At 64.4% G+C, this 13,328-nt stretch carries 11 protein-coding genes; 2 read left to right on the forward strand and 9 right to left on the reverse strand.

Annotated elements, in window-relative coordinates; translation table 11 throughout:
• Window positions 1-43: 43 nt before the first annotated feature.
• A complete protein-coding gene (locus tag RS83_RS03935; protein ID WP_045278218.1) occupies window positions 44-946 on the reverse strand; it encodes an ROK family protein in 903 nt (300 codons plus the stop codon).
• Complete coding sequence (gene pyrE / locus RS83_RS03940) at window positions 943-1,503, reverse strand: orotate phosphoribosyltransferase (RefSeq protein ID WP_045278219.1); 561 nt, start codon at window positions 1,501-1,503, stop codon at window positions 943-945. The genes RS83_RS03935 and pyrE overlap by 4 nt, the downstream gene beginning before the upstream one ends.
• 37 nt (window positions 1,504-1,540) lie before the next feature.
• Here pyrE and RS83_RS03945 point away from each other — a divergent pair, with 37 nt between their 5' ends.
• Both RS83_RS03945 and RS83_RS03950 read left to right on the forward strand, forming a co-directional pair.
• Entirely contained in the window at window positions 1,541-2,386 is an 846-nt protein-coding gene (locus RS83_RS03945) for an exodeoxyribonuclease III (RefSeq protein WP_045278220.1), read from the forward strand.
• A 91-nt stretch (window positions 2,387-2,477) separates the two neighbouring features.
• The gene (locus RS83_RS03950; RefSeq protein ID WP_045278221.1) at window positions 2,478-3,281 is read left to right on the forward strand and encodes an HAD family hydrolase; all 804 of its coding nucleotides are present in this window, start codon (window positions 2,478-2,480) and stop codon (window positions 3,279-3,281) included.
• Window positions 3,282-3,318: 37 nt separating this feature from the next.
• On the opposite strand, the gene RS83_RS03955 is transcribed toward RS83_RS03950, so the two are convergent.
• The 7 genes from RS83_RS03955 to RS83_RS03975 all read right to left on the reverse strand — a co-directional run bounded on the left by RS83_RS03955 (window position 3,319) and on the right by RS83_RS03975 (window position 13,288).
• Complete coding sequence (locus RS83_RS03955) at window positions 3,319-4,785, reverse strand: MSCRAMM family protein (protein WP_082071512.1); 1,467 nt, start codon at window positions 4,783-4,785, stop codon at window positions 3,319-3,321.
• A gap of 280 nt (window positions 4,786-5,065) precedes the next feature.
• The gene (locus tag RS83_RS03960) at window positions 5,066-5,497 is read right to left on the reverse strand and encodes a hypothetical protein (RefSeq protein WP_156153106.1); all 432 of its coding nucleotides are present in this window, start codon (window positions 5,495-5,497) and stop codon (window positions 5,066-5,068) included.
• 50 nt (window positions 5,498-5,547) lie between these two features.
• Complete coding sequence (locus RS83_RS03965; protein WP_045278224.1) at window positions 5,548-6,444, reverse strand: hypothetical protein; 897 nt, start codon at window positions 6,442-6,444, stop codon at window positions 5,548-5,550.
• A gap of 52 nt (window positions 6,445-6,496) precedes the next feature.
• Window positions 6,497-6,844: a hypothetical protein gene (locus RS83_RS18675; protein ID WP_156153107.1), complete on the reverse strand. Its 348-nt coding sequence runs from the start codon at window positions 6,842-6,844 to the stop codon at window positions 6,497-6,499.
• 77 nt (window positions 6,845-6,921) lie between these two features.
• Window positions 6,922-8,559, reverse strand: a complete 1,638-nt coding sequence (locus RS83_RS03970; RefSeq protein WP_045278225.1) for an RHS repeat-associated core domain-containing protein — start codon at window positions 8,557-8,559, stop codon at window positions 6,922-6,924.
• Window positions 8,560-8,810: 251 nt separating this feature from the next.
• Window positions 8,811-9,251, reverse strand: coding sequence for a hypothetical protein (locus RS83_RS18680; RefSeq protein ID WP_156153108.1), 441 nt, complete (start codon window positions 9,249-9,251; stop codon window positions 8,811-8,813).
• 26 nt (window positions 9,252-9,277) lie between these two features.
• On the reverse strand, window positions 9,278-13,288 hold the full coding sequence (locus RS83_RS03975; RefSeq protein ID WP_045278226.1) for an RHS repeat protein: 4,011 nt from the start codon (window positions 13,286-13,288) through the stop codon (window positions 9,278-9,280).
• Window positions 13,289-13,328 lie beyond the last annotated feature (40 nt).

A 13,328-nucleotide genomic window follows, 5' to 3' on the forward strand; every position in this document is an offset into this window, starting at 1 on the left:
AGGACTGTGGACGGAATCGAGGATCCCGGTCGCTGCAGGCTGCTCAGCGGATGACGAGCGCAGCCGCCCCGATCAGCGGACCCTCGTCGCCCAGCCCCGAGCGCACGACCAGCGCGCGACGCGAGTACTCGTGCGCCGCACTCGCCGTGAGGGCCTGCTGCACAAGGTCGATGTAGTCGTCTGAGACGCGCGAGAATCCGCCGCCGATCGCGACCATGTCGAGGTCGACGAGGGTCGCGGCATCCGCCAGCGCCTCGCCGACGGCCTTCGCCGAGCGCTCGATCGCGGCTCGCGCGATCGCGTCGCCGGCAGCGGCATCCCGCGCCAGGTCTTCACCGGTGGCTCCCGACCAGCCCTGCTGCTGCGCCCACGCGGCGCTCGCAGGACCCGAGGCGATCTCCTCGAGCGTGAGCCCGCCCTCGCGGCGGACCTGACCGAGGTGTCCGGCGTTGCCGGTCGCCCCGGGGATGTACGCACCGTTCGCGACGAATCCGCCGCCGACGCCCGTCGACACGACGATCGAGAGCGAAGCGCCTGCCTGCTGCGTCGCGCCCAGCCAGGCCTCGGCCAGCGCGAGCGCACCGCCATCGTGCCCGAGCACGGTCGGCACCTCGCGGCCGAGCACAGCGGAGGCCGCAGCGCGCACCGCTTCCGCCAGACCGAATCCGCGGGCGAGGGGCATGTTCACCGGCATGATCGCGCCGGCAGCACGGTCGATCGGTCCTGCACTGCCGACGCCGGCCCCGACGATCTCTGCATCGGCCGGAGCCGCGGCGAGCGCGTGCGCGACGATCGCCTGCACCGCGAGCCTGAGCGAGTCGAGCGTGGCCTCGCGGCCGGTGGCCTGCCGACTGCGGCTGCCCTCGACGAGCACGCCGTCCTCGCTGACGAGGGCGGCCTCCATCTTCGTGCCGCCGACATCGACGGCGAGTGCGTAGCGGGTCACTGGGGGTCGAGTCCGAGGTCGTCGAGATCGAAGGCGGCGCGCCATTCGAGGCCCTCGGCCTCGATCGCGGCCCGTGCCCCGGTCTTGCGGTCGACGATCACGGCGACGGCGACGATCTCGGCGCCCTCCTTGCGCAGCGCCTCGACGGCCTTGAGCGCGGACTGCCCGGTGGTGGAGGTGTCCTCCAGCACGACGACGCGCTTGCCCTTGACGTCTGCACCCTCGATCTGGCGCCCGCGGCCGTGATCCTTCGGCTCTTTGCGCACGACGAATGCGTCGAGCGGACGGCTGGCTGCGACCGAGGCGTGCAGCACCGAGTTCGCGATCGGGTCGGCACCGAGCGTGAGCCCGCCGACCGCGACCACGTCGAGGTCGCCGATCAGATCGAGCATGATGCGCCCGATCGCGGGAGCTGCCCGATGGTCGAGGGTCAGCTTTCGCATGTCGACGTAGTACGTCGCCTGCTTGCCGCTGGAGAGAGTGAAGTCGCCGTGGAACACCGCCTCGTCCTTGATCAGGTCGAGGAGTGTCTGGCGGTCTGCGTCGAGTGCGGTCACGGCATCCAGTGTAGGAGGCAAGGCCTAGGCTTGACGCATGCGCTTGGCCACCTGGAACGTCAACTCCATCCGCACCCGCGTCACCCGCACCGTCGAGTTCGCCGTTCGCGAAGACATCGACGTGCTGGCGATGCAGGAGATCAAGTGCAAGCCGGAGCAGTTCCCCTACGGCCCGTTCGAAGAAGCCGGGTACCACGTCGAGGTGCACGGGCTGAATCAGTGGAACGGCGTCGCGATCGCGAGCCGCCTGCCGATCACCGATGTGCGCACTGCCTTCGACGGCATGCCGGGCTTCGCGAAGGGGCATGAGGGGCCGGATGCTCCGCTCGAGGCGCGTGCGCTCGGGGTCATGGTCGACGGCGTTCGCGTCTGGAGCCTGTACGTGCCGAACGGCCGCTCGCTCGACGACCCGCACTACGCGTACAAGCTGCACTGGCTCGAGGAGTTGAAGAAGTCGACCGCGGCAGAGCTCGCGGCGAACCCTGCGCTTCCGCTTGCCCTGGTCGGCGACTTCAACATCATCCCGTTCGACGGCGACAACGGCGATCCCGACATCGTCGAGGGTGTCTCGACGCACGTCTCGCCGGAGGAGCGCCAGGCGTTCTTCGCCTTCCAGGACGCCGGCGTCACCGACGTCGTGCGCCCGCTCATTCCCGAGGGCTTCACGTACTGGGACTACCAGCGACTGAAGTTCCCGCGCAACGAAGGCGTTCGCATCGACTTCGTGCTCGGTTCGCGCACGCTCGCGGATGCCGTCACCGGAGCCTCGATCCATCGCGAGGAGCGCAAGGGCGAGCAGCCGAGCGACCACGTGCCGGTGGTCGTCGAGTTCGCCCTGGGCGGCGCGGAGGAAGACGACGATCTTCCGATGATCTTCTCGTGACCCTTCGACAGGCTCAGGGACCGATCCGACAGGCTCAGGGACCCACTCGACAGGCTCAAGGAGCCAACCGACGGGCTCAGGGACCCATTCGATGCGGCTGATCGCGACCGACCTCGACGGGACTCTCCTCGACTCGACATCCGCGGTCTCGCCGCGCACCAGGGCGGCGCTCGACGCGGCCCGTGCCCGAGGCATCCACGTGGTGCCGGTCACCGCGCGTCAGCCGATCGGCCTGCGCGCGATCGCCGCGGATGCGGCGTTCGACGACTGGGCGCTGTGCAGCAACGGCGCCTACGCGGTGCATCTCACCGAGGGGCGGATGCTGTTCGCCGAGGAGCTGCCTGCCGACACGATCCGCACCCTTGCCGAGGCGTTGCGCGCGAGCATCCCCGGCCTGCTGTTCGCGAGTGTGCGCGAGGGCGGTGAGACGTTCGTCGCGCAGCAGGGCTACGCCGAGATCGCCGACCTCTCCGACCACAAGCGCGACCCGAAGACGATGGGTGGTGTGCCGCTCGATCAGGTCGTGTCGGCCCCGAGCCTCAAGTTCGTGATCCGGCATCCGGAGCTCGCACCTGCTGCCCTGTACGACACCCTTCGCTCGCTCGGCCTCACGGGGTTCGAGGCGACGCTCTCAGGCGCGCCGTTCGTGGAGGTCATGGCGGAGGGCGTCACGAAGGCCACCGGCCTCGCCCGCCTCTGCGCGCACCTCGGCATCGACCGGGCCGATGTCGTCGCATTCGGCGACGCCCTCAACGACGTCGAGATGCTGCGCTGGGCAGGCCGCGGTGTCGCGATGGCGGATGCTGCGCCGGTGGTGCAGGATGCCGCGGACGAGACGACGCTGTCGAACGATGAGGATGGCGTCGCACGCGTGATCGAGCGGTTGCTGGGCTGACCCGGCAACCGCTCGACGACGCGATCAGCTCTCGCGATCAGCTCTCGACGGGTCGGCGACGCGCCATCGCAGCGCCCAGCGTTGCCAGGAGGATGCCCATCGCGACGAGTGCGACCGGAACCTCGGCTCCGGTGGCTGCGAGGGCGCCTCGCGGGGCTGTCGCCCCACCGGTCGACTGTCCGCCAGCTCCCTGCCCTTCGGAACCCTGACCGCCGGTTCCTGGGCCACCGGCAACCACAGCTGCGGTGACGTCCACGGCCGCGCTCGCGACCACTGCGGCACCGGAGAGCGCGACCAGAGCATGTGCCCCAGCGGGCGCGCCGACGGGGATACGCAGGGTCCCGGCGAGCGCTCCGTCAGCATCGGCAGTCAGCGAGCCGAGAGCGATCGGATCCGAGCGGAGCTCGAACGAGATGGTCGCGTTCGGCTCGAACCCGCTGCCGGAGACGGTGACCGCATCGCCGGCACGGATCGTGCCGGCCGAGAGCGTGATCGTCGGCTCAGGCTGCGGCTCTGGGGCGTCGACGAGCGTGAAGTCGATTCCCGTCACGGTCTGGTCAGGCGTCAGCGAGATGGGCGTCGCCGCTTCCACCGTCGCAACCCCGTTGTAGTACTGGGACGCGATCGTCGTCCCGTCCGCGGACATCGCGGTCGCACGCAGGATGTATGTGCCCTTCTGGAGCGCCAGCGAGTACGCACCAGTGTCAGGCTTCGCGTAGATGCTCCTGACTTCGATCCCGTCGATCCAGGCTGTCACCAGCACCTTCGCCGCCCCAGCAGCATCCACCGTGACCGTGCCCGAGATCGCGCCGGGCCTCTCGAGCGCGGCGTCGATGCCGACGACCTCGTCACCCGCCGCGACGGTGATCTCGGTCGCGGTGTCCCAGAACCCCGCGTCCTTCCAGTACTCCTCCGCCAGACCGAAGGACCGGAAGGCGACCTTGTACGTTCCCGCCGGCACACCGATGCGATAGGTGCCGTCACTCAGGGTGTCGCCGGCTTCGATGTCGAACGTGTCGTTCACGTCGTAGACCGACACCCAGGACGACAACGGCACTCCGTCGGCACCTCTCGTCACCGTGCCGCTGATGAATGCCGCGGTGGCGAGTGCGGCGTCGACCCCGGTTGTGGCCTGCCCCCCGGTGATGGTGATCTGTGTCGCGTAGTCCCAGCTGTACTGGTTCTTCCAGTACTCGGAGAGCAGTTCCGGATCCGGCGAGCCGAAGTGCAGGCGGTACGAGCCGTCAGGAAGACCACCCAGGTCGTAGATGCCTGCGGCGTCGGTCTGCGTCTCGCCGACGACCTCTCGATTCGCATCGAGAGCCGACACGGTGACCCCTTCGAGCGTCGACCCGTCATCCTCGCGGGTCACGATCCCCGAGATCGAGCCGGTGGCGTCCGCCGGCAGCTCTTCGGCCGCCGCTGCGGTCACACCGCCGAGGGCGAGCGCGAACGCCGCCATTCCGCCGAGCACCGCTCGGAGCATCCCGTGTCGTCGCGTCATCGTTCCACCCTTTCAAGGAGGCCGTGCGCGCAACGATCATGCTGTCCGCTCGGCCCCGAACCTCTGCCGATCGTGCGGCACATATCGGATCGATATCTATGCGAGCGGTGCACAGAGACGGAATAGTCAATTCGCAGAAGTTACCGGCATGTGATCATCCGAAAGTACCGACCTCCGGCGCGCGACCCATGCGCCGGTAGCACTGATCGCGGCCAGATCCTCATCGCGCACACCAGGAGACGCTGCACCTCGCCACAAGCGTCACGCCCTCCGGCGCCCTTTACCTGTCAGCAACTTTGGTCAGCCAGAGCACTTGATTGTCAGAGGCACTGTCCGGGTCCGTCACCGACTGGAGGAAGATCTTCAATGCCAGCTGTCCCGAGGAGTCTTCCCAAACGTAGGACGACCAACCTGTCACGACACAATCCTGGCCCTGCGTCGAGAACGCCAAGGCATACGTCAAATCACTACTAACGCTCCGCCACGTCCCCTTGAGATCGACGGTGTCTCCCCATGTCAGGGCCTCGACCGTCGCGGCACCATCAGCTGAACACATTAGGTTGCGCGGCCAACCGGATGCATCCAGACTTCCGTCGCTCTTGAGCGAAAGCGTTGCTTCGGAATCGTCGTGCGTTGCAGTCCAATCCCCGTGCAGGCTCGACGCTTCCACTTCGCGCGCGACCTCCTTCGAAGAGCATGCGGCGAGCAGCACGATACCCGCGCATAGGGCCGTAAGGATCAACAACGGCCTACATATCCGGGCTACCATTCGACTTCTTCCGTCCATGTGAATGTCGTCACCACTGGCGAGAAGGGTCCCGTGCTACCCGGGATCGTATTAGCAACGCTTCGAATAGGACCAAGCAGGGAGCCGAGTGTCATCTCGTTCCAGGCCGTGATCTGGACAACCGCAGAATTTGAGCCCGTCTGCTCAATCACCGTGGCGTAGTAATCGTGCGAGCCGACAGTGAGAAGTGAACGGCTTGAATTCGACGCCTGTTCCCAGGCGGTAAACGTCCTCGCATCGTTCACAAATTTTGGATTCTTAAGCGTGAAGTTCTCGGCGTCGTAATGGTACCGGTCGAGCGGTAGCCCCAGACGAAGTTGCCCGCGTAGATACAGCCGATACTCTGCAGCCGCGGCGCTCTGACTGAGACCCGCCGTGATGTTCGAACTCGAGTCGAATGCAACACGACTGGAAAGCCATCCATTTGCCCACGCATTGACGAGTTGCCCCTGCTCACTTTGAAGAATGCGCCCGAGATCGTACTTGACGTAACCCTTCGTCCATTCGAACGTTTCCTTTGCTGGACCCGAGATCGGATTGAAGGTGTTCTGCTTCATCGCCTTTCTTCCCTCCTTTACCCATTTATCGCCTAAGGCTTGGGTTTGAGCAGCACCCGGAATATTCTTGATGTTTCGAGTGCAGTTGACGCCCCACCCGCATCCTTGGTCGAGGCGCAGCCCGCTCGGGTCCATGTACGTGGTGGGGTTGTTGCCCGAGTACGTGTACCCCGTGTTCTGCTGCGGGAGGTTCGTGTCGATGACCGGGTCCACGGACAGGAACTTCCCCAGCACAGGGTCAGAAGCGATTATCGTAGCGCGCAACAAGCAAGCACAAGGTTGCAACACGGCCAGAGCCGTGAGGGTCTGCCACATCCGCTTCCCCAAGAAACGGCCAGGAGGTGTCCTCCGAGGACAACTTCGTCGCTCAATCGCGTCCGAGCTTCCACAAAGGTTCGGGATAGCCGTCAAGATCAATGCCAGGCTCGTAGAACCAGATTTCGAGATCGTCCCCGACATATTCGGCGAGACCGATCCAACTCGCCTCGCACGGTTCGTCAACGTAAAAGTAGACGGAGTTGCTTGATCCCCCACCTCCAGACCACGACCCCGTGAGCCCGAGGCCGCTCTGCTCAACCGAACAGAAAAGCCCGGAAGGCCAGGTCGAAGCGTGGAAACCTCCGTCCGGATCCATCGTCAAGCCCGCATTCTCTTCCGCATCTGCAAGCTTCCAATCGCCCAGGAGATCACTGTGGGTGACGCCTACCGCCGGCACTTCGCCAGACTGACAACCTGAAAGGAGGAGTGCGGTTCCTACGCAGACTGCGACTGCGAGGGCCGCGGACGGAGACCTTACCAAGTTATCTCCTCTTGCCATGTAAACGACTCATGAATCTCGTACAGACCGACTTTCGGCCCCACCTCGTTGAGGGTTGTGTACCACTCGTCGTTGAGCCTCAACATTGAACCAAGTCGTGTCGTGTTTGTAACCGTTATCGAAACCACAGCAGAAGACGAGGTTCCTCCAACTACTTGAGCGGTCGCGTCGAAACTTCCCAAAGTCAGGAATGTCAGGTCTTCACTCTTTGAGTCGGCGAGGGCTAGCAGAGTTGCAAAATCTCGACGCATATTCGAGTTCGTGAAAAGGTCCGGTTTTCCTGCTTCGTAAATTCCGTTGGACAACCCCCGCCCGGCACGAAGGTCTCCCCGCAGAATGTTGCGATAGTTGGACGCCCAATCCGAGTGCTTGAGATCTTGAGTCATCGTTGACGATGGTCCATAGGCGAGGTGTGACGGGCTCGTACCGCTGAAGAAACTACCTAGCAGCATTCCCTGTTCCGAAGAGAAGAACTTCGCGGTTCTCAGGTCGGCGGCCCTCTTGTCCTTCCTGAACAACTGGTTCCAATTCTGATCCTCACGCTTCACTTTCGCGCGCAGATCCTGCGCTACAGCCTGATATGCCGCTTGTCCTGGCGGGAGCCCCTGCTTCGTCATGTTCCAGGTCTTGCTGGCACAACTCCTTCCCCACCCGCAGCCCTCGTCCAGGCGGAGCCCGGTCGGGTCCATGTACGTGGTGGGGTTGTTGCCCGAGTACGTGTACCCCGTGTTCTGCTGCGGGAGGTTCGTGTCGATGACCGGGTCCACGGACAGGAACTTCCCCAGCACAGGGTCATAGGTGCGAGCACCGACCGTGGTCAGCCCCGTCGAGGCAGTGACGGGCTTGTTCATGTACCCGGTACCGCTGCTCCAGACACCGTTCGACGCACCGATCGGAGCGCCGTACGGGTCACGGAACGTGCGGGTGGTCGTGCCTGTCGCGTTTGCCACCGTCTGCACATCCACCGTCCCCTCCAAGTTCGAGAACAACCACGTCAGCGTCGTTCCGGCGGTGCCGGTCTTCGCGGACTTCTCCGCGATCGGCTTGCCCTCTGCACCAGAGTACGTCCGTACACCTGCGACCATGGTCGAACCGTTCGCCTGCGACAGCACCGTGTCACCGACGAACAACGACGCACCCTCGGTGGTGTTCGTGCGCAGCAGGATGCTGCCATCGACGTTGTACACCGTGTCCTGCGTCACCGAGCCGGTCACGACCTTCGACACCTTGCCCACGTCATTGAAGGTGATCGTCTGCCCGGGGCGTCCGGTCATGTTGCCGGCGGCGTCGTAGGTGTACGAGCCGGAGCCGGCGCCGGCCGGTCCCGTCACGGTGTTCACCGAGTGCGGACGATCCCCCTTCGATATCGCAGCCCCTTCGAGGATCTCGCCGAGAGGGGAGCGGGCAACGAGCTCGAGGTCGTCACGATACACCTCGAGCTCGTATACGACACCGTCGACGACGTGCAGAAGCAGGTGCACGTGAACGCCATCATTGCCGAGGTAGCTGGCTTCGACCAGGGCACGATGGACGACGGGTGTGGCGCCGGCTACTCTCGCGGCAATGCTCAGACTTCCGTCCTCGTCGAGGGGTACGACGAAAGCGTCCCTCAACTAGTCACGAACCTCAGCACTTCCAGGAAAGCCAGGTCGGGCCAGACGTCGGATGAGGATTCGTCCCGCTCTATCATTCGACGAAAGCCGATTGCTTCACCGCTCAGAAAAATGGTACGTAATTTCGTTTACCGTTCTCGAGGGCAGCGTGAACCCTCAACACTCGAGTCCGTGCCGCTCACGAGGGACTCTTCCCCAAATACGCGCGACCCCGAGTTACAAACACCACCTCTCTGTTCTCGACAGAGATGTCAGAGATCTCTGCGATTCGACAGACCTGAGACAAAGATTGCCAAAACGGTTACGAGCTCGAAAAGCAGTCCGCAGGTGATGCCGACCGAGCCCGAAAACAAAAGTCCTACGGCCAGTGCAGGTGGCCATAAAACCGCAAAGAGCAGTAGTAGAAGGAAGCTCATTACCGCAGGCCCGATCCATACGGTTGCCAGCACCCTCGTCGCAGCAAGGACGCGCGATCCTCCGCTCGCCCAATATGAAATAGCCAGGGAAGGGATACCACCGACCACCGCGAACACAAGCGGGTTCGCTCCTCCGATCGAGATCGACGATGTACCGTTGCTCTGCGACATCGTTGGCAACGCGATCTCAAAGCAGAATTTGACAACAAGTTCGGTAACGAAGCCTCCCGCGATCACGGCGGCGAAAAGCGCTCCCAGGAGAAGCCGCCGAGACACTGCGTGATCCCGCGGCCAGGCCCCCATCACTCGACCTCGTTGCGCAGATTAGTTGCCTGCAGGTTCCACGTGTGCTCCGCAAGCGCAACCGTTCCGGCAAAACTCGCGAGGCCTGTTCCGTTCGCTTGACCATTTTGTTGCAACCAAACCATACCTGAAGCGTCTTCATATGTGGAGAACTTGATCGTCGACCCTGGGGAGTCGAAGTAATCCGGGTTTAGCACAGTAAACGTCACTGAAGTACGAGTGGTGTCCACCCCCACGACTCCTCGCGAATTCAAAGGGTTCGGAATGTACCCGACTTCTTGTTCTTCAAAACCCATTGGCGGCTGGTTTCGCAACCATAGCATTCTCGCGGTCGTCGTGCCGCTGGCTTGATCCGTATGCAACGTACACTCGGCATCCTGAGTAAAAGTAGCGCATCCCTTTACGACAAAGGGGAAGATGTTTGCTGGCTTCTGCTTGAAGACGCTCATAACCTCTGCCGCACTCAGCTTGGTCGTGATCGGCCATTTGTACGTGTAGGTGACAGAGAACGGACCGCTAGGCGCACGGTCGCAGAGGCGCGGAGTCGAACGCTGTCCACACGTCTGAGCCTCAGCCTTGATTCGACAATTCCAGTCACCACCCACACATTTCTGCCCCTTTCCGGACGGAGTGGCCTTCGTTGTGGCCTTCTTCGATCCTCCCCCGTCGTTCGGGCGATCAATTGCAAATTTCAGCCCGCTCGGGTCCATGTACGTGGTGGGGTTGTTGCCCGAGTCCGTGTACCCCGTGTTCTGCTGCGGGAGATTCGTGTCGATGACCGGGTCCACGGACAGGAACTTCCCCAGCACAGGGTCATAGGTGCGGGCACCGACCGTGGTCAGCCCCGTCGAGGCAGTGACGGGCTTGTTCATGTACCCGGTACCGCTGCTCCAGACACCGTTCGACGCACCGATCGGAGCGCCGTACGGGTCACGGAACGTGCGGGTGGTCGTGCCTGTCGCGTTCGCCACCGTCTGCACGTCCACCGTCCCCTCCAAGTTCGAGAACAACCACGTCAGCGTCGTTCCGGCGGTGCCGGTTTTCGCGGACTTCTCCGCGATCGGCTTGCCCTCTGCACCAGAGTACGTCCGCACGCCGGCGACCACCGTCGAACCATTCGCCTGCGACAGCACCGTGTCACCGACGAACAACGACGCACCCTCGGTGGTGTTCGTGCGCAGCAGGATGCTGCCATCGACGTTGTACACCGTGTCCTGCGTGACCGATCCGGTCACGACCTTCGACACCTTGCCCACGTCGTTGAAGGTGATCGTCTGCCCGGGGCGTCCGGTCATGTTGCCGGCGGCGTCGTAGGTGTACGCCCCAGGGCCGACTCCGGCGGGCCCTGTCACGGTGTTCACCGAATGCGGACGATCCCCGCCCGCGGCCGGATACGTGTACGCGGCCGTCGAGACGGTACCGGTCGTCGACCGCTTCACGAGGCCCGTGCGATTCCCGGTCGCCGTGTCGTACGTGTACTCATGCCAGTACGGCTCGAGCCCGCCCATCGTGGCCGCGCTCGGCGTCGCGCCACAGGCGGTGGCCGCATTCGGCGTCCACGCCCGGGTCAGCTGTCGCAACCCGTCGTAGGCATAACACGTCTTCTGCGTGCCGTTGGTCGGCAGCACCGAGTTCATCGTGGCCGATGTCACGTTCCCAACGGCATCGCGGGTGAAGATGCGGTCCGCGACATAGTGCCCGACGCCCCCGAACACCGCGTTGTCCTTGATCGACAGCACGGCCCCTGTCGCGGCGTCGTATCCGTACGTGGAGTACGCGCTGCTCGTCGAGCCGTTGAGCCTGTTGAACTGCGAGAGCTGTCCGATCGGCGAGTAGACCGTGTTGGCGAGGATGATCGAGCTCCCTCGCACGCCGCTCAACTTGCCCCAGGAGTCGTAGCTGTAGCGGATGGTCTCCGCCGGCAGCCCGCCCATCGCCGGCACCTGCTTCGCCTGGAGCGACGAATCGGCGTTGTAGTAGAGCGTCGTCTTGTAGCTCGTCCCCGCGAACGCCGGCGCCCCTGTCGGGATCGACAGCGTCGTGTCGAGCGGGTTGCCCGCGGCGTCGTACGAGCCGACCGTGGTGGCGTACGCCAGTCCCGGCACGCCGGGAGCCGACCCCGTATATGACGTGGAGGTCGTGACGAGCCCCTTCTTCACGGTGTCGTAGGTCGACGACGAGAGCATCGCACCAGAGGAGGTGCCTGCGAACGACGCCTTCTTCCGGTTGAGCTCGTCATACGTCGTGGTCACGGTCTTTCCACGAGCATCCGTCGTCGACGTCATGTTTCCGACGAGGTCGTATGTCGCCGTCGAGACTCCGGAGTCGGCGTCATCCTGACCGATCCGGTTGCCCAGCAGATCGAACGTCCAGGTCCAGGCGTTGCCGGCCGGGTCCGTCATCTTGGTGATCCGTCCGCCGCCGTCGTACGCGTACGTCGTGGCCTGCGCAGTTCCGCTGATCGCACCCGAGAGGTACTGGATCAGCTTCGTCTTCTGCCCGATCGAGTTCGTGAACGTACTCGTCGCAGTTCCACCGGTCGGCGGAACCGTGTCCACCCGGTCGGCACCCGGGTACGCGTTCACGGTCTGCGAGTGCACAGCACCGGAGGTGTTGAGCGTCGATGTCAGCGCGCGTCCGACCGCGTCGTAGGCGGTGATCACCTGCGACGGCACATTGTTCTCCGTCACCGGCGTGAAGAACGCCGTGCCGGGCGAGATGGATGCCGTCCAGTAGTCGTTGTCGACGAAGTAGACGCGTCCCTGGTTGTCGTAGTTCGTGGTCTTCACCACGGTGCCGCCACCGACAGCCGGCGATTGCGTCTGGGTGGCGCGCCCCAGCCCGTCGAAGAGCTCGTACTTCGAGACGATCCCGCCACCGGTCAGGGTGTTGGTCTTGATCGCGTTCGGCGCGGTCTGCGAGAGCGTGTACGAGAACGACATCGACGGGGATGCCGGGTTCGCCGCCTGCGGTTGCAGCGGCAGCCAGACGCTCGTCGTGCGTCCGAGTCCGTCGACCGCGATCGTGGTCGTCGAGCCGTTCGGGTCCACGACCTTCGACTTCGTGCCGGTCGTCGGCTCGATCGTCGTGACCGTCTGCCACGAGAACGGCGCGGTGGTCGTCTCGGTGGTCGACAGCAGCGGCACGGTCGCCGCCGGCGTGTACGCCGTCGAGCTCGTTCGACCGAGCGCATCCGTCTTGGCCAGGGCTCGACCGAGCGCATCGTAGGTCACGGAGCCGGCACCGACCCAGTGCGGCTGGCCGTTCTCGTACGTGTCGACCACCTGTGTCGAGGTCGCGAGCCCCTTCGTCGGCGCGGCACCCCAGGCGAGGCCGTCGTAGGTCGTCTTCACATCGCCGATGAGGTCACGCGGGAACTGCGCTCCGGCGACGCCGTCGCACGTCGCGTTGACGGTGCGAACCTGGCTGGGGAGGCCGACGATCCACGCCGTCGTGTTCGCCGCGGCATACGTGGTGGTCACGCACTTGCCGGTGGCGTCCGAAGGGATCGTGGAGACGGTCACCGGGTACCCGTAGGTGCCGTCGAACGTCGTCCGGGTCTCGACCGTACGGTTGCCGCCGGTCGACACCGGCTCGGTGACGACCGTCTTCTCCACGCCGGTCAGGCGTGCCTGCCTGGTGCCGTCGTTCGAGGTCACGCCGGACGCCCACGGGGTGTTCACCTGATCGGTGACGACAGCGCCACCTACCCCCTTGAGCGTCTGCTGCCGAGAGAGCTGACCTGCGAGCCATCTGTTGTCGGGGATCGTCGTCCCCGTCACCGTGACTGTCTTCGTGCCGCCGGCGGCGGACGCCCTGTCGCCGTTCATGCCCTGGTAGTACGTGTACTTCGAGACCTTCTGCGCGGCCGGAGCGGCAGGATCGCCCTCGCGGACCTCGACCGTATCGACACCGGCGAACACGTTCCACGTGCGCGAGTTCGCGATCGTCAACGGGGAATCGTTGTAGCGCCACTTCGGTGTGCCATAGAAGTACTGGGTCTGCTGCACTCGACGTGATTCTGGACCGTCGTCCGATGCACCTCGACGA

Origin of the sequence: Microbacterium oxydans, from assembly GCF_000956525.1 — a bacterium.
In the GTDB taxonomy this organism is placed as follows: Bacteria; Actinomycetota; Actinomycetes; order Actinomycetales; family Microbacteriaceae; genus Microbacterium; species Microbacterium oxydans_A.

What these genes read in the sequence shown, in the direction of transcription:
- RS83_RS03945 (WP_045278220.1), top strand. Translation starts at nt 1,541, where the DNA reads ATGCGCTTGGCCACCTGGAACGTCAACTCCATCCGCACCCGCGTCACC.
- RS83_RS03955 (WP_082071512.1), bottom strand. Translation starts at nt 4,785, where the DNA reads ATGACGCGACGACACGGGATGCTCCGAGCGGTGCTCGGCGGAATGGCG.
- RS83_RS03950 (WP_045278221.1), top strand. Translation starts at nt 2,478, where the DNA reads ATGCGGCTGATCGCGACCGACCTCGACGGGACTCTCCTCGACTCGACA.
- RS83_RS03965 (WP_045278224.1), bottom strand. Translation starts at nt 6,444, where the DNA reads ATGTGGCAGACCCTCACGGCTCTGGCCGTGTTGCAACCTTGTGCTTGC.